The 23,492-nt window shown below is 37.6% G+C and carries 28 protein-coding genes, 1 pseudogene and 1 riboswitch; of the genes and pseudogenes, 18 read left to right on the top strand and 11 right to left on the bottom strand.

Going from position 1 to position 23,492, the window contains the following annotated elements; all coding sequences use genetic code 11:
* Window positions 1–117: 117 nt before the first annotated feature.
* Together MKY45_RS07305 and MKY45_RS07310 are read right to left on the bottom strand one after the other, a co-directional pair.
* Window positions 118–702: an N-acetylmuramoyl-L-alanine amidase family protein gene (locus MKY45_RS07305; RefSeq protein ID WP_256705944.1), complete on the bottom strand. Its 585-nt coding sequence runs from the start codon at window positions 700–702 to the stop codon at window positions 118–120.
* 745 nt (window positions 703–1,447) lie between these two features.
* Window positions 1,448–1,861 carry a MerR family transcriptional regulator gene (locus MKY45_RS07310; RefSeq protein WP_341173474.1) on the bottom strand — a complete coding sequence of 138 codons (414 nt, stop codon included), beginning with the start codon at window positions 1,859–1,861 and terminating at the stop codon, window positions 1,448–1,450.
* A 227-nt stretch (window positions 1,862–2,088) separates the two neighbouring features.
* Between MKY45_RS07310 and MKY45_RS07315 the strand changes: the two are divergent.
* From MKY45_RS07315 to MKY45_RS07335, 5 genes and pseudogenes are all read left to right on the top strand, one after another.
* Window positions 2,089–2,835: pseudogene (locus MKY45_RS07315) on the top strand (SDR family NAD(P)-dependent oxidoreductase).
* A 338-nt stretch (window positions 2,836–3,173) separates the two neighbouring features.
* On the top strand, window positions 3,174–3,518 hold the full coding sequence (locus MKY45_RS07320; protein ID WP_256705945.1) for an LLM class flavin-dependent oxidoreductase: 345 nt from the start codon (window positions 3,174–3,176) through the stop codon (window positions 3,516–3,518).
* A 170-nt stretch (window positions 3,519–3,688) separates the two neighbouring features.
* A complete protein-coding gene (locus MKY45_RS07325; protein ID WP_256705946.1) occupies window positions 3,689–3,817 on the top strand; it encodes a hypothetical protein in 129 nt (42 codons plus the stop codon).
* A gap of 367 nt (window positions 3,818–4,184) precedes the next feature.
* Window positions 4,185–5,207, top strand: a complete 1,023-nt coding sequence (locus MKY45_RS07330) for a ZinT family metal-binding protein (RefSeq protein ID WP_212929594.1) — start codon at window positions 4,185–4,187, stop codon at window positions 5,205–5,207.
* Between the two features lie 192 nt (window positions 5,208–5,399).
* Window positions 5,400–5,729 (top strand): hypothetical protein, encoded by a 330-nt coding sequence (locus MKY45_RS07335; protein ID WP_212929593.1) that lies wholly within the window; start codon window positions 5,400–5,402, stop codon window positions 5,727–5,729.
* 167 nt (window positions 5,730–5,896) lie between these two features.
* Here MKY45_RS07335 and MKY45_RS07340 read toward each other — a convergent pair whose 3' ends face one another.
* A complete protein-coding gene (locus MKY45_RS07340) occupies window positions 5,897–6,097 on the bottom strand; it encodes a hypothetical protein (protein WP_332094236.1) in 201 nt (66 codons plus the stop codon).
* 9 nt (window positions 6,098–6,106) lie between these two features.
* On the opposite strand from MKY45_RS07340, the gene MKY45_RS07345 reads away from it, so the two are divergent.
* The 5 genes from MKY45_RS07345 to MKY45_RS07365 all read left to right on the top strand — a co-directional run bounded on the left by MKY45_RS07345 (window position 6,107) and on the right by MKY45_RS07365 (window position 8,112).
* Window positions 6,107–6,394 (top strand): hypothetical protein, encoded by a 288-nt coding sequence (locus tag MKY45_RS07345; protein ID WP_212929592.1) that lies wholly within the window; start codon window positions 6,107–6,109, stop codon window positions 6,392–6,394.
* 123 nt (window positions 6,395–6,517) lie between these two features.
* Complete coding sequence (locus MKY45_RS07350) at window positions 6,518–6,664, top strand: LysR substrate-binding domain-containing protein (RefSeq protein WP_246529059.1); 147 nt, start codon at window positions 6,518–6,520, stop codon at window positions 6,662–6,664.
* Window positions 6,665–6,715: 51 nt separating this feature from the next.
* Window positions 6,716–7,045: a DapH/DapD/GlmU-related protein gene (locus tag MKY45_RS07355; protein ID WP_246529058.1), complete on the top strand. Its 330-nt coding sequence runs from the start codon at window positions 6,716–6,718 to the stop codon at window positions 7,043–7,045.
* A gap of 245 nt (window positions 7,046–7,290) precedes the next feature.
* Complete coding sequence (locus tag MKY45_RS07360; protein WP_212929591.1) at window positions 7,291–7,671, top strand: VOC family protein; 381 nt, start codon at window positions 7,291–7,293, stop codon at window positions 7,669–7,671.
* A gap of 240 nt (window positions 7,672–7,911) precedes the next feature.
* The gene (locus MKY45_RS07365; RefSeq protein ID WP_212929590.1) at window positions 7,912–8,112 is read left to right on the top strand and encodes a hypothetical protein; all 201 of its coding nucleotides are present in this window, start codon (window positions 7,912–7,914) and stop codon (window positions 8,110–8,112) included.
* A gap of 315 nt (window positions 8,113–8,427) precedes the next feature.
* Here the strand turns inward: MKY45_RS07365 and MKY45_RS07370 are convergent, their stop codons facing one another.
* Together MKY45_RS07370 and MKY45_RS07375 are read right to left on the bottom strand one after the other, a co-directional pair.
* On the bottom strand, window positions 8,428–9,774 hold the full coding sequence (locus MKY45_RS07370) for a TrkH family potassium uptake protein (RefSeq protein ID WP_212929589.1): 1,347 nt from the start codon (window positions 9,772–9,774) through the stop codon (window positions 8,428–8,430).
* Window positions 9,758–10,423 carry a potassium channel family protein gene (locus MKY45_RS07375; protein WP_212929588.1) on the bottom strand — a complete coding sequence of 222 codons (666 nt, stop codon included), beginning with the start codon at window positions 10,421–10,423 and terminating at the stop codon, window positions 9,758–9,760. Before MKY45_RS07375 ends, MKY45_RS07370 begins: the two co-directional genes overlap by 17 nt.
* Window positions 10,424–10,913: 490 nt before the next feature.
* A riboswitch (cyclic di-AMP (ydaO/yuaA leader) is annotated at window positions 10,914–11,067 on the bottom strand.
* A gap of 569 nt (window positions 11,068–11,636) precedes the next feature.
* On the opposite strand from MKY45_RS07375, the gene MKY45_RS07380 reads away from it, so the two are divergent.
* Complete coding sequence (locus tag MKY45_RS07380; protein WP_256705948.1) at window positions 11,637–12,131, top strand: hypothetical protein; 495 nt, start codon at window positions 11,637–11,639, stop codon at window positions 12,129–12,131.
* 87 nt (window positions 12,132–12,218) lie between these two features.
* Window positions 12,219–12,599: a DUF6220 domain-containing protein gene (locus MKY45_RS07385; protein ID WP_256705949.1), complete on the top strand. Its 381-nt coding sequence runs from the start codon at window positions 12,219–12,221 to the stop codon at window positions 12,597–12,599.
* An 87-nt stretch (window positions 12,600–12,686) separates the two neighbouring features.
* Here the strand turns inward: MKY45_RS07385 and MKY45_RS23275 are convergent, their stop codons facing one another.
* Together MKY45_RS23275 and MKY45_RS07390 are read right to left on the bottom strand one after the other, a co-directional pair.
* The gene (locus tag MKY45_RS23275; protein ID WP_425313062.1) at window positions 12,687–12,782 is read right to left on the bottom strand and encodes a hypothetical protein; all 96 of its coding nucleotides are present in this window, start codon (window positions 12,780–12,782) and stop codon (window positions 12,687–12,689) included.
* Between the two features lie 561 nt (window positions 12,783–13,343).
* On the bottom strand, window positions 13,344–14,216 hold the full coding sequence (locus tag MKY45_RS07390; RefSeq protein WP_212929585.1) for a LysR family transcriptional regulator: 873 nt from the start codon (window positions 14,214–14,216) through the stop codon (window positions 13,344–13,346).
* Between the two features lie 196 nt (window positions 14,217–14,412).
* On the opposite strand from MKY45_RS07390, the gene MKY45_RS07395 reads away from it, so the two are divergent.
* Both MKY45_RS07395 and MKY45_RS07400 read left to right on the top strand, forming a co-directional pair.
* Window positions 14,413–15,498 (top strand): NAD(P)H-dependent flavin oxidoreductase, encoded by a 1,086-nt coding sequence (locus MKY45_RS07395; RefSeq protein WP_193063213.1) that lies wholly within the window; start codon window positions 14,413–14,415, stop codon window positions 15,496–15,498.
* Window positions 15,499–15,742: 244 nt separating this feature from the next.
* The gene (locus tag MKY45_RS07400; protein ID WP_256705950.1) at window positions 15,743–16,489 is read left to right on the top strand and encodes an SDR family NAD(P)-dependent oxidoreductase; all 747 of its coding nucleotides are present in this window, start codon (window positions 15,743–15,745) and stop codon (window positions 16,487–16,489) included.
* Window positions 16,490–16,641: 152 nt separating this feature from the next.
* Here MKY45_RS07400 and MKY45_RS07405 read toward each other — a convergent pair whose 3' ends face one another.
* The 3 genes from MKY45_RS07405 to MKY45_RS07415 form a co-directional block, all read right to left on the bottom strand.
* Window positions 16,642–17,019 (bottom strand): FAS1-like dehydratase domain-containing protein, encoded by a 378-nt coding sequence (locus MKY45_RS07405; protein ID WP_193063165.1) that lies wholly within the window; start codon window positions 17,017–17,019, stop codon window positions 16,642–16,644.
* 352 nt (window positions 17,020–17,371) lie between these two features.
* Window positions 17,372–18,370: an inorganic phosphate transporter gene (locus MKY45_RS07410; protein WP_289585183.1), complete on the bottom strand. Its 999-nt coding sequence runs from the start codon at window positions 18,368–18,370 to the stop codon at window positions 17,372–17,374.
* 15 nt (window positions 18,371–18,385) lie between these two features.
* Window positions 18,386–19,003, bottom strand: coding sequence for a DUF47 domain-containing protein (locus tag MKY45_RS07415; protein WP_256705952.1), 618 nt, complete (start codon window positions 19,001–19,003; stop codon window positions 18,386–18,388).
* A 415-nt stretch (window positions 19,004–19,418) separates the two neighbouring features.
* Between MKY45_RS07415 and MKY45_RS07420 the strand changes: the two genes are divergently transcribed.
* Both MKY45_RS07420 and MKY45_RS07425 read left to right on the top strand, forming a co-directional pair.
* Window positions 19,419–20,285: an aldo/keto reductase gene (locus tag MKY45_RS07420; protein WP_256705953.1), complete on the top strand. Its 867-nt coding sequence runs from the start codon at window positions 19,419–19,421 to the stop codon at window positions 20,283–20,285.
* A gap of 157 nt (window positions 20,286–20,442) precedes the next feature.
* Window positions 20,443–20,799: an MmcQ/YjbR family DNA-binding protein gene (locus MKY45_RS07425; RefSeq protein WP_042532710.1), complete on the top strand. Its 357-nt coding sequence runs from the start codon at window positions 20,443–20,445 to the stop codon at window positions 20,797–20,799.
* Window positions 20,800–21,258: 459 nt separating this feature from the next.
* Here MKY45_RS07425 and MKY45_RS07430 read toward each other — a convergent pair whose 3' ends face one another.
* Entirely contained in the window at window positions 21,259–21,699 is a 441-nt protein-coding gene (locus MKY45_RS07430; protein ID WP_042532712.1) for a cell wall hydrolase, read from the bottom strand.
* Between the two features lie 251 nt (window positions 21,700–21,950).
* Between MKY45_RS07430 and MKY45_RS07435 the strand changes: the two genes are divergently transcribed.
* The gene (locus MKY45_RS07435; protein WP_256706291.1) at window positions 21,951–22,781 is read left to right on the top strand and encodes a helix-turn-helix transcriptional regulator; all 831 of its coding nucleotides are present in this window, start codon (window positions 21,951–21,953) and stop codon (window positions 22,779–22,781) included.
* A 108-nt stretch (window positions 22,782–22,889) separates the two neighbouring features.
* Window positions 22,890–23,477 (top strand): hypothetical protein, encoded by a 588-nt coding sequence (locus tag MKY45_RS07440; protein WP_256705954.1) that lies wholly within the window; start codon window positions 22,890–22,892, stop codon window positions 23,475–23,477.
* Window positions 23,478–23,492: the final 15 nt, after the last annotated feature.

A 23,492-nucleotide genomic window follows, 5' to 3' on the forward strand; every position in this document is an offset into this window, starting at 1 on the left:
GAACAGAAAAAACGTACCGCCATCTTTCCTGTAGATAGCGGTACGTTTTCCATCAAACATATTTGATTTTTTCCACTTGCTCTAACCCTGCTTAAGATTTCGAAAACGAACAAAACCTTATTTCGCAGGCAACCCAAGCGCTTTGGCTATTCCATCCGCATGCCCTTGTGCTATTTTTTCTATAGATGCAGCATTTTTCAGCTTGTCCGCATCTGCTGCATTATCGATAAACCCATTTTCCGTTAAAATAGCTGGTGCACTCGATTCGCGTAAGACATGTAAATTGGCTTCTTTTTTTCCGCGATCGGTGAAGCCTGTTTGTTCCACTGTTTCATTATGGATTGTTTTTCTTATGGCGTTGGTTCTCTCCTTATTTTCATAGCTTCCGTTCCATGTAAAAGATTCATAGCCTGTAGAATTACCTGCATTGATATGTATGGAAACAAAAAAGTTAGCTCCCCAATTATTTGCTTCATTTGTTCTCGCATCTAATGACTTGGTTACATCGGACGTCCGTGAAAGTTTAATCGTGTGACTGCTATACTGTTCATTTAAAATGTCTCTGGTTCTCAATGCGATATCCAGCGTTACATCCTTTTCCTGTAAACCGTTCGCTGATGCCCCTGGGTCAGCTCCGCCATGTCCTGGATCGATATAAATGCGCGTGTTTGCTGCTTCTACTGCATGATGGGAAATAGTCATACCTGTTAAGGCAATTCCCAAAATAATAGAAACAAACAGAAGCTTTTTTAAGTCTTGTTTTACTTGTTTGGAAAAGATAATGCTATTCCTCCTTCTTTATAGTTATTCAACCATTTTAGAATCTATTAAAAAATTTGTCGATAGGCCGATATGTTGATAGATTGAGGAAATATATTTCTAGATGTTCAAAAAAACGTAAAGTGACAGGTGTTAGAAATTCCGTTTGACACCTTTTATTCATTTGACATCCAAAATTTCAAAAACATTATTTAATCCTGATACACTAGATGTCAGGTTAGGAGGGGTATTCTTCCATTAGCCGTAATGAAAGGAGTTGGATACAATAAACCATAGGATTCATTAAAATACGAACAGATACGGAATAGTCTATTGTTTCAGCCAAGAGGGCTCCTTCCTCAAAAACTCCAAAGAATTATAGGCGGGAGGTGAGTTGGAGGTTTTACCACGTCAGCATTTTAGATTCACGAGTGTCGATTAACCAATAATATACAAAAACAAAAAAGACACCTTCCCGTAGAATGTTAACAAACATACAAACTACAGAGGGGCGTCCTTATGACAAAGAATACCATATTCCATAACTTTTTTAAAAATAGCACAAGTGTTGATTATGCAAAATTAAACAGAAACACCGCTTGAAAATATTCATATCTTTTCAAAACAATAGCCATTCCTGATTGCCAATCCATCGGATCATTCTTTCCCGAAAATGATTGAACATACATTAGTCCATAGGAATTTCAGTTTCATCTTTTTTATGAATAGCTTCCGTTCCTGCCTCCAAGGCTGTCTTGTAATACCAACGTTTATGCTTGATGACCTCCATCGTCTTTTTCATTTTTTCCAGTTGTGCTTCTACCGTAGCTTCTCGTTCGATAAACATGTCATATCTTTGTTGCAACGTAGAATCTCCCTCAGAAATCCAATCAATAAATGTTTTAATTTCCTTAATAGGCATCCCTGTATCCTTTAGACATTCAATGACATTTAAAGTTTGGATATCAGATTCTTTAAACACTCTTGTCCCGCTAGCTGTACGTTCTACAAAAGGCATAAGCCCTTTTTTATCGTAGTAACGCAGGGTATATACAGTCAGATTCAATTCTTTAGCAGCCTCACTGATAGAATATGTCTTCATCATTACGCACCTTTCTTTTTTATAATATAGACTTCGATATAACTCTAGGTTATCGTGATATATTCTGAGTGTCAAACGCTTCAATTAACTATATGATTTAAAAAATTTTATAAAAGCGCTTGACCTCGAGTTGACTGGAAGGCTTAACATTTGTTTTGTAAGAGAAAATAACGCAGAGGTACAAGCGTATTCTCATTAAATCATAAGGAGTGGTTTTCATGACAACGATGAAAGGTAAAGTAGCACTGGCAACTGGAGCAAAAGGTGGAATGGGGCTTACAACGGCACAATTGTTTGCAAAAGAAGGAGCAAGTGTAGCCTTAGTGGATATAAACGAACCTAAACAAGAAGCACAAGCCTTAGTTGATGCAGGCTATCAGGCGATATCCATCCAATGTGATGTTTCAGACGAAGAAGCTGTTAAAGCAATGGTAGAAAAAACAGTTGATACATTTGGAAGATTAGATTATGCATTTAACAATGCTGGTATTCAAAACCCGGTGACAGACACCGTTGATTTAGAAGAAGTCGTTTTTGATAATGTCATGGATGTTAATGCGAAGGGCGTTTGACTTTGCATGAAATATGAATTGAAACAATTTGAGAAACAAGGCAGCGAAGGAGCTATTGTTAACTGTTCTTCCATGGGAGGAATTGTTGGTGTTCCTGGCCGTTCCGTATACCACGCATCTAAACACGGAGTGATTGGTTTAACGAAGAGTACTGCCTTAGAAGTTGCCTCAAAAGGCATCCGTGTTAACGCAGTTCTACCAGGAATCATTGAAACGCCAATGGTTGAAAATATGTTAATTAATGAAAGTGATGCAATGGAGGAATTAATCAGCCAACTCCCTATTCGCCGTATAGGTAAAGCGGAGGAAGTTGCTTCCGTTGTCCACTGGTTATGTTCACCGGCCGCAACCTATGTCATTGGTCAATCAATATCTGTGGATGGAGGATATACAGTTCAATAATTATTTGAAGATACGCAGCGCTTTTTTTTAGTTCTGATTCAAAAAGTTCCGTATCGATTCTAGTACAATGAAAGAACTTCTACTATGACTGCCTGTCAGCGGGGGATAGTAGAAGTTTTTTTGCATTTCTCTTTTCTAAGGGTATACGTAAATCACTTGTATTTCATATAGTTTCCTAAAAGTAACCAGGTTTAAATAAAGTGCCTTCTTCCCAAAAAGAAACGTTAGATTTATGCTAACTTTAGTAACCAAATGAATACAAACGTATGATTTGATTCATTCAATAAAAATTTTGAATATAGATGTTGACCAGTTACAATTTGGACTGGATACATTTGGTGATATTGCTTATTAAAGATGAGACAAAAGAACGGATGAGCTATGAAGAATCATTACGAAACATTGTGGAAGAAGCAAAATTAGCGGATGAATATGGTGTAGATGCGATTGCTTTAGGCGAGCATCACCGTGAAGAATATGCTATTTCAAGTCCAGAGGCCGTTTTAGCTGCTCTTTCTTTGGTAACGAAGAATATTACGTTAGGTACAGGAGTAACGGTTCTAAGTTCAGATGACCCAGTGAGGATATACGAGCGTTTTGCGACAATTGATGCTTTATCAAACGGGCGGATGATCGGACGTGGAGCCTATACGGGGTCTTCCCGCTTTTTGGTTATAGTTTAAGAGACTACAATGAACTTTTTGAAGAAAAGATTGCGCTTCTTAATGAATTAATTAAAAATGAACCTGTCACTTAGAAAGGCAATCTCACGCCCAGTCACTGGTTTATGTTCAAATCTATCCTAAACTGGATGTTGTTGGTGGTGTGGGCGGTATTCCGGAGTCTATCGTTCGTGCAGCGATTTAATTTAGCTTATAGTGTGGGGGGACAGCTTCAAAAACAGCGTTTCCAGACGATTCGTCTATACGGGGAAAAGGTTATTCCAAGGGTAAAAGAATTACTAAAAGAAAGTAATGAGTGAGATTATATAATTCTTATCAAAAAACTACCAAGAAAAATTTGGTAGTTTTTTAGTGATTTTACAAAATACCCACATTAAATTTAGGGTTGAATGCTCAATCTGTGAAAACAGTAATTAGAAGCTAACTTAAGGCAAGCCTTTTAAGGTCTGACTAATAGATAATAAAACTATATCCAATGTAATGAGGGAGATAGGTGGTTACCCGTCTTCCTTCTATTACGTAATCACCCAAAATAAACCTACTAAAATTAACGCTTTTTAAAATAGTAAAAAATTTATCTTCATTCCCCTATTGTATTCTTTCAAATATGATGGTAACATGTAAAACGTAATCGTTACTATTTACATAAAGAAAGGGAGAATTTGCATGAGTAAAAACTTGCTCAGAATTGCAGGAATATTATTTCTGGCACTGGTGCTTGCAGCATGTCAAGATACTGCGGACGAAGAAGATACCGGGTCGGAGGAAGAAGCAGCAGCTACAGAAGAAGAAGCAACAGAGGATTCAGAGGCAGACGAAGAAGCGGACCACAATCACGACCATGATCATGAGTCCGAAGAAAATGCAGAAGCTGGCGGTGCTGAGATTGAAGGATTCAATGCCCATTATCACACTGGCGATACATTAAATCTTACAGCAGTCTCAGCTGAAGATGAAGGAGACGGTCATTGGCATTGGTATGTCAGAGGCGGCGATGAAGGGGAATGGGAAGAAGCTGACGGCGGAGATGGAGAAACTTTCGAATCTGAAGCAGTAAACCACCAGCAGATAAAGGCAACATTATATGGTGAAGACCATGAAGTCATCAGTGAAACGGAGCCTGTCACCGTAGTAATTGATGACCATGATGGCGATGTGTATGAAGGCTACTTTGATGATGAAGATGTGGAAGACAGAGATATTTCGGACTGGGCTGGAGAGTGGAAATCCATCTACCCTTACTTTGAAGAAGGTGCTCTTGACGAAGTATATGAGCATCGAGCTGAAGAAAGTGACGATATGACATTTGAAGAGTACAAGGAGTATTATGACACAGGTTATGCAACGGATGTAGATAACATCGAAATCACAGAAGATGGGGAGTTTACCTTCCATGAAGGGGACGAAACCTATTCAGGCACCTATGCATATGACGGCTACGAAATCCTTGAATATGAAGCAGGAAACCGTGGTGTCCGATTCCTGTTTGAATTAGAAGAAGGCGATGAGGAAGCACCTCAGAACATTCAGTTCAGCGACCATATCATCGCACCACAGAAATCTTCTCATTTCCATATTTATTGGGGAGATGACAAAGACGAACTTTTGGAAGAAGTTGACCAATGGCCGACTTACTATCCTGAAGATTGGAGCGAGGAACAGATTATAGATGATCTGTACTTGCACTAAGCATTTAAGGATTTCTATAATGTGCTGTTACATGTAGATAATTAAAGAAAGACTATAAACCTTATCGATTCTATATTATAAGGTTTATAGTCTTTCTATTTAAATAGCAATTGAGAAATAGAACGAGAATCCAAGCCCATTCCTTTTCTAGGTGAATGCATACATTAAAAGTGGATGTGAAAAGAGAAAGGAATGAGCATGAATATGGATGAGACGCATATGCCTTCTGCACAGCAATATAATCAACATGGAATGATGGATTCCCGGCTCTTTTTTGGAGGACCGGGGCCGTGGGGACCGGGATTTTTCGGCCCAGGATTTGGCCCGGGATTCGGCCCGGGTTTTTATGGACCTGGCTTTATAGGACCAGGTTTTGGAGGCCCGTATTATGGAAACCCAGTTTTCCAATATGGCGTGCCATTTTTGGGCGGAGTCATCACAGGTCTGGCGATTGATAATTTTCCTCGTTCTAGCCCATATGGATATGCAGCTCCTTATTGGGAAGGAAATCAATCTAGTTAAGTAAAAAATTGTCCTGCTGTGAAGCGAGTCGTTCCTGTAGAAGTCTTGTACGGAATTTGGTGGAGACATCCCTCGTTATAAAATGGATGGAATCGGAAGAGAAGTGAAAGATAAGAACAGCTGAAAAAGGCATTCCAGCTTATTAGTCTGGAATGCCTTTTCGCATGTTAAGCTGAAGGATTTTTACGAACAAATAGCAGATAGCTTAACAACCCGCCAAGATTGGCAATCACCATGGTGATCCCCATTGGAACAGCAGTACTTTCTCCGGCAATCCCCACAAAAGGGATCGCGATGCCGCCTAATAGATAAGGCAGAATTCCTAAGAAAGCAGATGCGCTTCCTGCATGCTTTTTCTGATTACGCATGGCTAAAGAATGGAAAAATTGAGAGATACCCCGACGTTTGGAAGACTGTTTAGAGAAATCGAGGAAGAGGCGACAAAAAAGGGCATGGAAAAAGGCATGAAACAAGGTATAGAAAAAGGTAGACAGGAAGGAGTAGAAGTAGGAAAAGAACAGGGAATAAAGCAAGGCAGGGTAGAAGCGGAACGGAATTTTGCCACCAAGCTGTTAGAGAGAAACTATTCGGATGAAGAAATCACTCAATTAACAAGCCTCAACATGGAAGAAGTAAAAATGCTTCGGGAATCACTTGAAAATTAATGTAGAAAACAAATGAGAAAAATGATGCTTGTTGCATAAGTTCAAACTTGGTTGCTGCTTCATGACTTGATGGCAACCAAGTTTTTTATGTACACTTTCAAAATAACTTTAGTAAAAATTGCAGTGGTAATATTATCAGAGATTCTAGAGGAATTTATTGCAGATTATCCTGAAGTAACGTTTAGCATTTTCAGTGGTACAGGTGAGGATATTATTGATAAGCTGGATCGAGGATTATTAGACGTTGGCGTATTAATAAAACCAATCTAAACAGTATACTGTCAAACCGCCATTTTATTGCAGCATGGTGCGCATATTTATGTGGGAAATAACTTTTTCTGCAATTTTAACTGTATTTTTTTAGACTTAAACAAGATTCATAATGTTGCGATTGGTCCGAGAGTCAGCATTTACACTGCACTGCATCCCATTGATAGAGAGGGGAGGAATACTGGTCTAGAATATGCCTCGCCTGTTACGATTGAAGATGATGTTTGGGTAGCGGGGGATGTTGTAATCAATCCAGGGGTAACTATTGGTGAAGGAAGTGTGATTGGTTCCGGATTTGTCGTGACAAAGAGCATACCCAAAAATGTTGTTGCTTTGGGGAATCCCTGTAGCGTTCAAAGAGAAATTACAGAAAAAAGATAAAAATGATTGGCAGCTCCTGTACGAAGCGTATCGAGCAAGTGTAGAATAAAAGTATTCATAATAATTGTTGTAGAGAATGGAAGAGCAGAGGAACGAATTCTGTTATTATGGATTTAATGATATTAATTAAGTGCACTTATGACGAACAAAGCAATATCCAGCAGGTGCATACTTATTTAAATGGATTACAAAGTCTCGGACTGGATTTCTTGTTAAGAGTGGCCATCCGAAGGGAGAGAAAAAATATGAAAATAGAACACGTAGCAATTTGGGTGAAGGATTTAGAAAAGATGAAGACATTTTATGAAACATATTTTCAGGCGGTTGCAGGTGAGAAGTATCATAATGAAAAGAAGGGGTTTGAATCCTATTTTCTAACATTTGATACGTCTGCACGCTTAGAAATCATGCGCAGAGCAGATATTGAACAATCCGCTTCTGTTGAACTGCTAGGCTGGGCTCATATTGCCCTTTCGCTGGGCAGCAAAGAGCTCGTTGACCAAATGACTGCCAGATTAAAAAAGGATGGCTACCCGCTTGTAAATGGCCCGCGTGTGACTGGGGACGGGTATTATGAAAGTGTCTTTGAGGACCCGGAAGGTAACTTGATAGAATTGACTGTGTAATAGGAGAAGCTGATGGATATAGGGTTGCTTCGGATTCCGTCGTCATAAAGGAAGTGCCCGATAATATTTTAATTGCCGGGAATCCAGCATCCATTTGCTTATGATTAACAAAAGGCATATTTATCAATTCAAAGAGAACTGTTCATAGATAGCCATATTAGTTGAATAGAGAGAGAATAGAGGTCGATTTTCTGTCACTTACAGAAAAAAGTAGACACCATTTCGAGGGAGGGGTAAGTGATGAATGATAAATTAGGATTTTTTGCTATCTATTTCTTTTCTGTTGCGATTATAAGTTTAACGATACTTTATTTTTCTGGATACCTTTCTGTTGCGACTGGTTTAGTAGATATTCTCTTAACGGCGATTACTGGTTTAGGTATTATTAAGTTATTGGAATTAGAAGCAAGGGCAAAAGAAATAAAAAATAAAAAGAGGTGAAAGAAAAAAGCTTTACCTTCTTTAACTAAAAATAAAATGAAAAGGCAAAAGGTAAATATTAACTTAACTTGATTGTCATGTTTTCATACTTGCGAGCAATCCCTTCTCTGCAAAATAGGGATTGCAATTCAACGATGATACCATTATTAAAAAGTTATCTATCATTTAAAAAATCTAAGTAGTAGAGAAAGTAACTTGCAGACATACAAAAAGGGTAATGAATACACTACCCCAAAAGTATGGCGTATGAAGTTGGCGAAAAAAAGTATCTAATTGGAATGATTGGAATGTTTGCACCTCCATCATTAATAATTTCTATCCGATTAAGATATGATCCTCTGGATAACCAATTTTAGAGTTTCTTTTTTTCTTTGCTAATGCATACGCTAAAGTCAGTGGACCTAACCGCCCAGCGAACATTGTTATGGTGACAATTATTTTTCCGATTGGTGATAATTCGCTTGTTAATCCCATCGAAAGGCCAGTAGTACTAAATGCTGAAGTAGCTTCAAATAATACCTCTAAAAAATGTTCTTCTAGCATTCCTTCTGTGATGGTTAATAATAAAGCTACAATGAGGACACAGGCAAGCGAACTCACGACAACAGCTAATGCTCGCATGACAGTATCTATCGCAATTCGGCGCTGGAATACATGGATTTGTCCGCCACCACGAAAAGTATTGATAGTAGCTAATATTAGAACGACAAAGGTATTTGTCTTTATACCTCCGCCTGTCCCCCCAGATGATGCTCCTATGAACATGAGTATAATAAGAAGCAGTTGAGAAGAGGATAACATGCTTCCAATATCAATCGTATTAAAGCCGGCACTTCTTGGTGTCGCACTTTGGAAAAAAGCAGCGGATATGCGCTCTCCCAAATTTAATTCTCCAAATGTAGCAGAGTTAAAGCTTTCTAATAAAAAAAGTAAGAAAAACCCGCTTATCATTAATAGTCCGGAGGTCATCAGTACTACTTTTGTATGCAAAGAAAACTTTCGCCAAGAGTGTTTCCTGAAGAGCTCAACAATAACGATATAGCCTAAGCCTCCGGAAACAAACAGCGTAATAATGATTATATTCACTATAGGGTCTTGAATATAGGCACTAAGGCTATCTGAAGATAAAGCAAATCCTGCATTATTGAATGCAGAGACAGAATGAAATAATGCATAATACATTGCTTGCCCCAGTCCCATATCTCCCATCCATCGAAAAGTCAAAATGATAGCTGCTATGATTTCAAACGATAAAGCAATGAGAATAATATATAAACAGAGTTTGACTAAACCTTGATTAGAACTTGAGTGAGTCGTTTGTTGTATCACCAATCGTTGTTTTAAGCCTATCCTTTTACCCAGCAGGATGGCAATAATTACCCCTAAAGTCATAAAACCAAGCCCGCCAATTTGAATCAAAATCATAATGGTAATTTGCCCAAAAGTCGAAAAAGATGAACCCGTATCTATCACAACTAACCCGTTTACGCAAACAGCAGATGTTGCTGTAAAAAGTGCGTCCTTCCAACCGATGGATATACCATTAGCAGAGGATACAGGCAGGGCTAATAGAATAGTTCCGATAGTGATAAGTAATATAAATATTAACATCACCAACTGAGGCGGGCTCACATTCCATTGACGTTTACCGTTTTCGTTCATATTTTTCCTCCATATGTCGAATATCTTCATTATTTCCCATTAATAACAATGTATCCCCTGTTTGAATAGTGTCCTCGGCCTTAGGAGTTATATTAATTTGTTTTCCATGTTTAATAGCCATAATGTTACACCCATAAGTTGCAGGGATGCTTAATTGTTGAAGTGTACGACCATTCATTGCTGGTGGAGCTTTCATTTCTACTAGATTATAATCAGGAGATAACTCAATATAGTCAATCAAATTTTCCGAACTCAGTTGTTTACCTAGTCGTATCCCCATATCTCTTTCCGGATAAATGATTTGGTCGGCTCCAATCTTTGTCAGCATTTTCCCATGTGTCGCGTTTTTTGCTTTTGCTGTTACCTTTGGTACGCCCAATTCTTTTAACAACAGGGTTGCTAAAATACTTGTTTCCAAGTTTTCTCCTACAGCAACAATGGCGTGACTGAAATTCTTCACACCTAACTCTGTTAATACATCTTCATCAGTACAATCTCCCTGAATAGCTTGGGTAGCGATATCAGACATGGCTTCAACTAGGTGCAGGTCTTTATCTACCACGAGTACTTCATGTTTATTTTGGATAAGGGTTCTGGTTAAACTAATTCCAAACCTTCCAAGACCAATGACAATAAATTGCTTTTTCATAAATAAGATCCTTCCCATGCTTATTTTTCTAAAGAAACGATATGCAAATCGATTTCACCGCAATTCTTTAGCAAGCGATTAATAAAATCCCCTTTTTTTATAATTTCCCAACGGCTTAGATGATATTGTCCGACAAGTAATTGAGTGATGTGATATTGTTTTGCAATTTCAAGAATCGTGGTGACTTTGTAAATCTCATCTTTATAGAGTTGCGAAATAAATTGTGCGTCAGAATCTATTCGCTAAACTTCTTATTTCTTGTTCTTCTGCATGATCTCTTTCTCCATCTTTGCATAAATATAAAACAATTAATGAAGCGTTAAATAAATGTGTTAAATAAACACCTTTGTTTATTAACAGGTTACCAGTCAATTTCATTAATATACATGCCATTACATTTTCTTTTTTTCATAAATTTAATCTCTCTAAAAAATAAAAAAAGCCATTGGAAAAGAGAATTATTCCAATGGCATGCAAAGTCTAGGATTTCATTTTCTCTCTCAATGAACATACGAGGTTAGCTGTCGGATTCGGACTTGAGAGTGTCCGTTATTTATAAAAAATAAATAATTCACCCCATGAAACGAGCAGGTTTCGTTGGTTCCCCCGCTTTCCTGAATTAGGAAATTATGTCGTTTTGATTATTAAATTTTTATATTTATAGTTGAATCAGAAGTATAATAACGCTAAACCCAAAGATTGTCAACAACAATTTTTTTCAAATTCTGGTACGCAGATAAATTAAATAGGAAGGAAAAAATTTAATAATGCCAGCTAGGAAATTAATTAATGCAAGACTTGACTAATAGAATAAATTGAAGGTAATAAAAAGCATGAAAACTCAGAAGTACTTCTCTATCTCGTTAAATTACATATTATCCAAAAATTAATGATGGGAAAACCAAATATTATTCCCTGGTTAGTAAACATGCTTGGTGAAGTTCCTCAATCAACATTATATCGTAATATGATTGTTCTACTTGAAGAACCTCTTGTCGAAGTTGTTCATACAAACAAAGTTCAAGGAAGAGAAAAACACTTTTTTATTTAAGGAACATTTAAATAAGAAATCATGAATTTTTTAGTTTTATGATAATCGCAGAAGTAATAAGAAAAAAAGGAGGAATAAAAATGTTTTTAGCATTTAGGGAGATAAAACGATCTAAATTAAAGTACACATTGTTAGCCTTGACGATGGGATGCGATTTATTTTTTGGTATTTTTTATTACAGGCTTGGCTAATGGATTATCTTTGGCGGATAGTTCATCATTACTAAATTTGGAAGCTGACCATGCTGTAATTGATTCAGAAGAAAAAGGACAAATTGTTATTTCAGAATTGACAGAAGATCAAGTGGAAGATATCAGTAATGAACTGAATGGTGGAACCTCACCATTAGATATGACCTTTGCACAATTAGAAATAGATGGAGAACAAAATTTAGATGTTATGTATTTTTCCGTTGACACAGATAAACATCCTAATATGGAGATTTTAGAAGGAAAAAATATAAGAGAGCTAACTGTCAATGAAACCATTGTAAATAACAGCCTTAAAGACCAGATGTACCAGTTAGGGGATAAAATCATTAACGAACATTCTGGAAATACTTTAATGATTGCTTGTTTTATAGAAGGTTCTGAGGAAACAATTGACGGATTTGTCACTTTAAACAGAGATGAACTTGTTCAATCCTTGGAACAATGACATTTAAGAAATATTTAATATCTATCTAATAAATTATTTATTTTTTAATAGTACCCTGAGAATTAACACTAAAGGAGGCTAATACAAATGCAAATTACGGGACGCTGGATTTATGCTGTTTTTTCAATGATTTTTTTAATATGTACATTAGCACAATTTTTTCTGGCAGGTATGGCAATTTTTGGAGGAGGACAGTTCTGGTCTGCTCATAAAATGCTGGTTCACTTGTTTGGATTGAATGTACCAGTAATAATGATGATTGGTGCTTTTATGGGTAATTCCAAAAAGAATGATTATTTTTTCATTCTGGGGTTGTTTATACTTATTGTGACATTGTACGCAAGTGCAAACCTCGGTTTTCTACATTCTTATTTAGGAGCATTGCACCCTGTTTTAGGGTTTTTGATAACGATTTTATCAATTGGAAATTTGTATCGTTCTATAGTTCTTCTAAAAAACAGGACTTGATACATTATCTACTTTAATTATGATAAATATTTTAGGCATTTATCTTTTGTAATAGCAGTGTTTAATCTAAAAAAAGATGGAGGATGACTATCCCTCCACTGTCTTTGATTTAATAATTCCATTAGCACCGCTTTCCATAATAATAAGGTCATTATCTGTTAAATTATCAAGTTTTTTTCTAATTGTCTTCTTTTTGTATTTTTAATCATAACCGAGGCAGGCAGAAAAAACTCCTCAACGGACACATTGAGTAACGATACAAGATTATATAATACCTGTATGCTTGGATGCTGTCCTTTAATTTTTAATACTAAAATGCAAGATTCATGTATATTTCTCTTAATTAAAAAAGATGACAACAAGCATTAAAAATTTGACATCATTTTGATGTACTCCAAACTGTTGTGCCTATAGGCGTCAAGGTATTTTTGGAACTGTTTCCTAATGTTTATCTCCCCCCATGTTAGAAGCAGGGGGGGGATTTATTTGTTCATTATCACACTTTTAGAAAAAAGTCATGATTTTAATGTCTTCTCTGATATTTCATTTCCTTGAAGATGCTCTTTAAGAAAGTATTTTCTCATAAAAATTAAAGTAAAAAACAGACGCTCATTTTAGGTGTCTATTTTTTAGAAATTATGGTTTTTGTTCAAATTCCACTTGAGCACTGCCTGAAAACGTTGATTTTATAAGGTTTCTTCATGTTTTCTTATGTCAGCAGGCTCGTTGTTCGGTTTTTCTAATTTAAGACCTCACCTCCTCCTGAAATAGGTTGATAAAAGCCGTCAAAGATGCCGGAATATACCTGTCTTTTCTATAAATAAATATGGTTTTCACTTTTTCGTATGGATGAGGGATAGAGTGTTGTTTCAGGCTTCCCTCTTGTATATACTTGGAAACAACACTTAATGGAAGCAGGCTTAGGCCAAGTCCGGCCGATACACACCCAATAATTGCCTCCATTGTTCCGAGCTCCATAATTTTAGCAGGAATCAACCCCTCCTGATGCAGCCAATGTTCAAGCTTTTCCCGGTAAGCACACCCTGAACGGAAGACGAGTATGGTATCGGTTTGAATATCTTCGATGGAAGAGATATCCGGATGCTTCGTATCGGTTATCAGAACCATTTCCTCTTCGAATACTTCCTTTTGGATGAGAGCAGGGTGCTCAACAGGTGCGGCAATAAATGCACCGTCGATCTGATGCTGAAGCACACCCTGGATATTTTGTTCGGTAGGACCTGTTTTTAAGGTTAAATCCACTTTGGGAAAAGTCTGATGATACGTTGAAAGAAAAGGCGGTAAACGCACGGCCGCAGTTGTTTCCATTGACCCGATAATTAACGATCCGTCGGGTGTCTGGTCATCCTTCATCGCCGCTTCTGTCTCTTCTATCAGATGGAATATTTTTTCGCTGTATGCTAAAAGCAAGCTTCCTTTGTCCGTCAATGTCATCCCGCGATTATATCTATAAAAAAGGGGGCTTTGCAGGCTTTTCTCCAATTGCTGAATTTTCATGGTAATGTTTGATTGTGCATATTGGAGCTCTTTTGCAGCCTGTGAAATACTCCCCAGCCTCGCAACCGTACGAAAAATGTTTAATAAATGCAAATCCATATAAGTCCCTCCCCCGGTTTTCTTTGCTATCTAATGTATTGATATCCAATATCATAATTACGTATTATTCAATATACCAAAAAAATTGTATAATTTATATATCATTATTTAATCGAAAACCATATAGTCCACAATGAAATGCTGCATGATAAGAAGAATAGAGGCGTAAAGGAAAAGAATAGGGAGGCGGGAAATGATGCTACGTAATGAAATGACAAAATGTTTAAAGATAGCGTATCCGATTATACAGGCACCAATGGCTGGCGGGGTGACTACTTCAAAATTAGTAGCCGAGACTTCGAATGCAGGCGGTTTGGGGATGATTGGGGCAGGGTACATGGCTCCAACGCAAATACGGGATCAAATCAAGGAAATTCAGAAGCTGACATCCAAGCCGTTTGGAATTAATTTGTTTGTCCCTCAACCATTTGATGTTTCAGAAGATAGTATGAAAGCGGCCAATCAGGCTTTAACCACAATTCGTCAGCAATTACATTTACCTGATAAGGATAACTTTGGAATTGCTGATTATAATGAAGTTTTGGAAGCATTTAAAGAACAGATTCAGGTTGTCATCGAAGAACAGGTTCCTATTTGTTCCTTTACCTTTGGCATTCCATCCCAGGAAGTGATTGCAGAATTAAAACAACATAATATAACGCTGATGGGAACGGCTACAACGGTTATGGAGGCAGTTCAAAATGAAGCGGCAGGAATGGATATGGTCGTGGTCCAGGGAAGTGAAGCTGGAGGTCACCGAGGAGGGTTTCTTAATCAGGAACAGGAAAGCTCTGATTCTGTCGGTTTAATGTCCCTGCTACCACAAGTGACGGATGCGATAACGATACCTGTCGTTGCTGCTGGAGGAATCATGGATGGGAGAGGATTAGCAGCCTCGATGTGTTTAGGTGCACAGGGAGTGCAAATGGGGACGGCCTTCCTGACTTGTGTCGAAAGCGGAGCACATCCGGTCCACAAGGAAGCCGTTCTGAGCATTAGTGAGGATCAAACGGTCTACACCCGGTCATTTTCTGGTAAATGGGCGCGGGGAGTTAAAAATCATTTTATCTTAGAAATGCAAAATCATGAAGTATATTTGCCGGATTTTCCTGTTCAAAATACACTGACGCAGGATATTAGAAAAGCTGCCTCTGCAGAGAATAATCCAGATTTCATGTCTCTTTGGTCCGGGCAAAGTACCAGGTTAGCTAAGAGCCAAACGGTTGAAGCATTAATTGAAAATATGGTTGCAGAAGCTAAAAAATTAAATGTAAATATATAAAAATCGTGTTATTGATTCGTTTTTGTATGATGGGGTCAGCTGAATTATTAGGCTGTCCCTTTTTAATATGCAAGATATGTAAAGCAGGGGCTGTCGATACAATAATATTGCAGCCTTAATATCACTTGACTCAATAGAGGCAAAAATAGATTGCCTTATATATGACCTAGCTCCCCCATAATCCCCGTGTTTTACAGCGTCCATCCAAATGTGTAACATGATTAGGCAAAGGGGGAATAGGATAATGACAAACCAAATGAATCGTTTTGAAGGTAAAGTAGCATTGGTGACAGGGGGGCGTTCGGGAATCGGGCAAGCCATCGCGCGTCGCCTGCATGAAGAGGGGGCGACTGTCATCACTGCGCAGCGCGGCGAGGATAAGATGTTCGACTGGATTCCTGCTGATTTCTCCGATCCACAGACACCTGAGCGCGTTGTAGCGGAGGTCATTGACCGTGCTGGAAAGCTGGATGTTCTGATTAATAATGCTGGCATGATGATGGAAGCAGGAATTGAAGAAATGACCTTAGAGGACTGGCAGCGCAACATAGATTTGAATCTGACTGCACCGTTTCTATTGACTCGTGCCGCTTTGCCTTATCTGCGCAAGACACAAGGCAGTATTGTCAATACCAGTTCGGTGGAGGGGCTGGCTGCAAATCCCGGGCATGCAGCCTATGCTGTCACAAAGTCGGGAATTTTAGGGTTAACTCGTTCCATAGCAGTTGATCATGGACATGAAGGAATACGTTGCAATGCTGTTGCGCCTGGATGGATTGACACCGATTTGAACATTAATCTTATCGAAAATTCACCAGATGCTGAAGCATTCAAACGCGATCTCGGAAAAATTCATCCTGTGGGACGGACCGGAAAACCGGAGGAGGTAGCAGCGCTGGTAGCATTTCTCGCTGCTGATGAAGCAGGCTTTATCACAGGACAGGTTTATACAGTAGATGGAGGCAGAACAACCAAGCTGAGTTTGCCTTAATTTTTTCTCTTTTGAAATATATTGTAATGAAGCGATTTTAAACACATTATTTTTACGATTTAATCCCCCCTGTAGCAGTTTTCAGGCCTGCTTTAGGGGGAGGTATTCCTCTGCTCCTTTTTCATTTTCCCAATATAAAGATCTGACAAAATTTAAAGTATTATCCCGGAAAAGCTTCCTTTTAATACGTTTTTGCCGTGTTGGTTTTTACATAAGAAGGTCGTATCAATTGTTTTTCGATTCTTTTTTGTTTCTTTATATTCTTCAATGAATACTTCACAAGTGATTGTGTCTCCGGTTAAGACAGGGCGTAGAAATTCAAAATTTGCATTACGGGCAAGCACGTTATTATCTCCGCCGATTTTGGTCGGCAGTGTGGCAGTCAACAGGCCTTGAATAACAAGCCTTCCTTGTTCATCAGGAGTTTGATGATGAATGCCTTCATCACCCGAAAGTGCTGTAAATAATTCAACATCCTTTAATGTAAAGGTTCGTTCAAATGTAATGGTATCTCCAGCTTTTAATGACATGATTTCTATTCCTCCGGTTAGTTGTAAATAGTAATTATTTTAAAAATATATTTTTATTTTATAGTAGTTTACTTCTTTAAGCTATCCATCATGTGTGCTGATATGATATAACTCGCTATTCTTCCTCTCAGCTTATTTATGGCAGGGCGTTTTTTTAAAACGACATAAGATGAATCCATTGAAACATGCATTCACCTTGTTGTTAATTAAAACATACTAACATCAACAATAAAAAAAGACTTCCCTAATTAAGGAAAGACCAGATTATCTAAGTGTATAAAGCCTTTCTGCTAAACCTACAGCAGAGATACCAAGCTTTTCATGATTTGTTGTAACAGCAGCTAAACCATTTTCAAATAAACAAATCTAAAATATAATAAATAGCCCCGCCAAGCGCAGCGGTTATTGGCAATGTAATCACCCAGGTGACAACCATCCGTTTGGCTACTCCCCAATTAACTCCCTTAGGCCGATGCGAGGCTCCAACCCCGAGGATACCGGATGAAATAACATGGGTGGTACTTACAGGTAAATGAATGAGTGTTGCTCCAAAGATGACTCCAGCACCAGTAAGGTCAGCTGCAACCCCATTTACCGGACGGATTTTCATAATTTTTCCGCCAACTGTTTTAATAATTCGCCATCCGCCGACAGAAGTTCCAAGCGCCATTGCTGTAGCACATGAAGCTTGTACCCAAAAGGGGATATCTGTCGTTGGATGCATGCCGCCGACAATTAATGCCATCGTAATAATCCCCATTGATTTTTGAGCGTCATTCGTACCATGGGCAAAGGATTGTACCGATGCTGTTAAAATTTGTACGAGCCGAAATCGTTTATTGGTTTTTGCTAAATTGCTGTTTTTAAAAATAACTTTAATAATACTGTATATAATATATCCGATGATAAAGGCAATCACTGGCGAGGAGAGCAGCCCTTCAAGAATCGAGAGAAATCCTTGAAAATGGATGGCATGAACTCCTGCAGATACAATAACTGCTCCCGTAATAGCTCCGATAATTGCGTGAGAGGAGCTGCTCGGGATTCCTGCATACCATGTTACCAGATTCCAGATGATTGCCGCAATCAAAGCAGCTAAAATAACGACTAACCCATTATCCAATTCAAATGGGTCCGTAATGCCGCTCGTAATCGTTTGAGCAACACCGGTAAAGGTTAATGCTCCGACAAAATTCATTACAGCGGCCAATATAATTGCTCTTCTGGGTGTCAAGGCTTTTGTTGATACCGATGTTGCAATGGCGTTTGCTGTATCATGAAACCCGTTTATAAAGTCGAAGAGAAGAGCAAAAATTACAATCAATACGGTAATTACAGTAAGAAAATCCATTTTTTAACCACTCTTTTACGCGTTTTTCATGATGATACTTTGAAGTGTACTTGCTGCATTTTGACAATAGTCAGCAATCTCTTCCAGAATCTCATAAATTTCTTTATACTGAATGACTTTAATAGCATCCTTTTCGGTTTGGAATAAGTTCCTTAAGGATTCACGGTATAACTCGTCGCAGTTACTTTCATATTCTTTGATCCGTATGGCATGCCCTTCTACATCTTTTAATTGATAGTTAGCAATCAATTCCATGGACGTCAAAATTTCTTCGGCGCATTTCAATATATAATTTGTAAATTGATCAATATAATCATCTGAAGATAAAATATGATAAATATCCATTCTGGAGGAGAACTCTTCAATCCCATCCATAATGTCATCCAGATTATTAACAAGCTGAAGAATATCCTCACGCTCAATCGGCGTAATAAAAGTCTGATTTAACTCTTTAATAATTTCATGAACCTTATCATCCGCGACGGATTCATGTTTTTTTATCGTATCGGAAAATTGTTTCAATGTCTCCGAGTCTTTTACCTTGAAATGAACAAAATAATCTGCCGTTTCATGTAAATGCTTTGCAAAATCAACGAGATAAAGGGAAAATTTATCTGGTTTTTTCTTGAACATATTTCTTAACCTCCATTAAACAAAAAGAAACTTCGTATCCTTGTTTCCTATATATTTTACCAGTGATTTATAGAAAATAAAAAATAACTGTCCGATTTTGTCCATTTTCGTCACGAAGTACATTATACACTTTCATTTGATATTTTGTAGCTTTCTGTTAAAGAATATCCAAATATTTTTCATATTGAATTTCCGCAATTTTCTGCTATTATCCTTGGAGGATAGATGAGGAGAGGAAATAACAATGTATTTCTATTCCGGGAAGTGCTGAACGAAGGATATGTAAAGACAGGTTTTATCCAATTATAATAAAAACGATTGACCTATAGTTAACTATAGGTACTATAATCATTTTCAAAGCGGGTAAGCTATAAAATAAAGTCTATTCGTTTTATAAATACGAGAAGATGTTCAAATGATTTTAAATGAAACGTATCAGCTGTCAAATAAGATTGAAATTCCTAAAATAGGTCTTGGAACGTGGTTTATTGATAATGATGATGCCGCTCAGGCAGTGATAGAGGCTGTGAAACTTGGTTATCGCCATATTGATACGGCTCAGGCATATGGAAATGAAAGTAGCATCAGTCAAGGAATCATAAATTGTGGTGTGAATCGAGAAGATTTATTTATTACCACAAAACTTGCTGCAGAAGTAAAATCCTATGAAGAAGCTGTTTCATCGATTAACCAATCCCTGGAGAAGTTAAATCTTGATTATATTGACATGATGATTATCCATAGTCCGCAGCCATGGATGGAGTTTGACGGAGAAGAGCGTTTCTTTGAAGGGAATCGCGAAGCTTGGCGTGCTCTTGAAGAAGCATATGAAGCAGGAAAACTTCGTGCCATCGGGGTATCTAATTTTCAAAAAGAGGGTTTGGATAATATTCTTTATCATTGCAATGTCAAACCAATAGTTAACCAGATTTTAGCCCATATCAGCAATACACCATTTGATTTGATTGCATATACGCAGGAACAAGGCATACTTGTCGAGGCATATTCACCAATTGCCCATGGAGAATTATTTAAAAATGAGGAAGTTGCAGCTATTGCTGAAAAATATGATGTTTCCATTCCGCAATTAAGTATCCGCTATACGTTACAGCTTGGCTTGCTGCCATTGCCTAAAACAGCTAATCCGGAGCATATGAAAAATAATGCCGATGTAGACTTTACCATTTCTGATGAGGATATGGAATTCTTGAAAAATGTCGAGCGCATTAAAGATTATGGAGATGCGAGTGACATGCCTGTGTTTGGCGGGAAATTGAAATAAAAGAATACAGCTCCTCACTTAAATAGCTTTTCTTATCCAAATCGTAAATTTATTGATAACGCTTATGCAGGTTTGATGTTACCCAGAAAAGGGAACAAATTATTGGATAAAGCAATCCATAAATAAGTAGATAAACCAGCGTATAGGGGGATTATCAATGTTAAAAAGAAAAGATATTTTTGAATATGTTAAAGAAAGATATGATGTTAAACCGGATTATCCCTGGGAAAAATCTCTAAATTTTGCAGCTTTAAGGCATAAAAATAATGAAAAATGGTTTGGCTTAATTATGGATATCACAGAGGATAAGTTAGGAATAAAAAGCGATAGAAAAATTGATATATTAAATGTAAAAGCTAGAAAAGAATTTATAGGTTCATTAAGAAAAAATGAAAATATATATCCTGCTTATCACATGGATAAAAATAATTGGGTCAGCATTGTTCTAGATTATACAAAGGATTTAGACGATATCCGAGATTTGATTGCAGAAAGCTATGAATTAACTACCTAAATAATACTTTTAGTCACTTTACAATTAATACACGACTAGAGTTGGTATTGGAGGATGTTTAAAAAGCTCGGTGAAAATGACACTTAAGAAAGAGAACCTTCTGCTAAAAACGCCCACACCATGCGGGCAACGTAGAAGTTACCGCCTCCTGTGGAAGTCCGTTGACTTGCTTTTTCGTTCCTCATTTACCATTTATGTATACTTTAGTATTCAAAGCTGCGTCACCTCGAAATTCTAGATCCTTTTTATCCTGCTTTTTGAATAGGTACTATTAAAAATTTTAATTCTTTAAAAAAGGGACTGTTGCACAATGAAGTAACCATTGTCCAACAGTCCCTTTTTCTCATACATCATAATTCATTTAATAGAGCCATTTTTCATTGGCTAGGTTCTAATAACCTGATTGTGAAAAATCATTTCTCTCATCAGCATTACAAAAGGTATCCAAAAGAAAACGCATCATCTCATATAAACGCTGTCACAGGTTCCAGGCGCCGGTTCATAAAAGCAATGCTGCTTAAATTGACCGGAAAAAGGCTGATCATACCATGTTGGAGGGCATGGGGCATACGGATTAAAGTACCAAAGAGCATACTTCGCCGGGTGTTCCCTCCAAAAATCCAGATTCTGTCTTGCTAATCTTTTTTCAAAATTTCTTGCTCTTTGATAAAACATATTTCCTTTTTGAACGGCTTCAAATGAATAATTTCCTCCTTGAACATGGAAAATGACATCGTCAACAGTTCGCAAGTCAACAAAATCACTGCAATCTGCTACAACGCGATTCACAATGACATTTCCAACATATAGCATGCCTTGTTTTCCTTCGCCTTCCGCTTCTGCTCTCATCATCCTCGCCATTACGTCAACATCTGCTTCTCGGTAAGCTATTCTTCCCATTATCTCACCTCTAGATATAATATGAAGGAAAGGCTGCATTCATGACCATGTCAGCTATAATTTTGAAGTACATGAATACAGGTGGAAAAACATCTGCTATACGAGTGAAAGTAATTAGAAAGAAGGAAAACAAGCACACCGCAAAATATATCAAAAAGCAAATCGTGGATTTTGATATTCTATATTTAGATAAGGAGGGGAGCTTACGTTGAATAACTATAAATTCGTTGTAAAAAAATCCATTAGAGCATCTGCACGAGCCGCTTACAATAGAAGACATCGCGCGGCAATCCAATTTTTCGAAATTCCACTTCCACCGTATATTTCAAAAATCGGCAGGTATGACGATTACGGAGTATATTCGGATGCGCAGGCTGGCAAATGCCTCTGCTGCTTTACTCTACTCAAAGGAACGAATTTTGGATATTGCATTTTACTATCAATTTGAATCACAAGAATCCTTTACAAGAGCTTTTAAAAAAATATATAAGCTGCCCCCTGGCCAATATCGCAGGCTGATGTCTGATGTGATAAAAAACAAGGAGGAATCGTACATGGAAACAAAAATAAAGGGCTGGTTTTTGAGCGGGTCAGATCCGTTTAGTTATGAAATGGGTGTGGATCATGAAATTGTTCACCAAGGCAAAGCTTCTGGTTACTTAACATCCAAGACCGTACTCGATTCAACGCATTTCGCCACGATGATGCAGGCATTTAAAGCAGACCGTTTTATAGGAAAACGCATTCGGTTGTCGAGTTTTATCCGCACGAAAGATGTAGAAACCTACGCTGGGATGTGGATGCGGGTAGATGACACGACGGAGGATGTCGTTCAATTTGATAATATGAGTAATCGCCCTATTAAAGGGACGACAAACTGGAATCGTTATTCGATTGTGTTAGATGTACCGGAAAAAAGTGCGGTTATTTCGTTTGGCATCAATTTAGCCGGTCAGGGAACGGTATGGTCAGATCAATTTACATTTGAAGAAGTAGATGAAAATACGCCCACAACAAATCTGGAGATACAGGGTGAACTGCAGGACGAACCAGTAAATTTATCATTTGAAGAAGAAATATAATGGAAGCGCTGATTTCATTTAGCTTTCGTATAAGAGTTAGTAAGCAAACGGAATCTCAATATATCAAGGGAGGCTGCTTAGCTATAACAAAAGCGGGAGGTGAATCCAATGTTGGGTGAGCTCATAGAGGTTGCCAAATTCTTTCTCGAAATGTTTAAAGGGAACCTGCCAATGGTGCAATTATATGTCATAGCAGGAGGATTATTATTGGGGGTTATTTATGAACTTATATATGAAACCAAACATGAGAGACATAGCTTTTGGTATCTACTGATGGAACGTATTTTTCTGAACATAGCAGGGCTGTTATTTTATATGAGCTTCTATATATTTGGATTAAAAACGCTGCTAAATATATGGCCTTCCTTGCTCGCGAATCATTCCATTGAGGCAGTGAGCTGGCTGGCGATAAGCTCTTATCTAAGTATTGTTTTATTGATTCCTTTGGGGATATATACCGTTAAGAGTAAAAACTTCATTTTTCAAGTGTTTGGGGTCAGTTCTTATTTCATTCTTAGTGGAGTGATTATTACATTGGCTCATACCATTTTTGCACCAAATATCGACTTACCGATCTTGTTAGTACTTTTGAATATACTTGTGAATGCAGCATTAACATTTTTTAGCATGAAATATGAATTCAATAAAAATAGACAAAAAAACATTCATAAATCAACAAAGGCGGCTTCCTCTTGATAGAGAGCCGTCTTT

Source organism: Oceanobacillus sp. FSL K6-0251, from assembly GCF_038004725.1.
Lineage (GTDB): Bacteria > Bacillota > Bacilli > Bacillales > Amphibacillaceae > Oceanobacillus > Oceanobacillus oncorhynchi.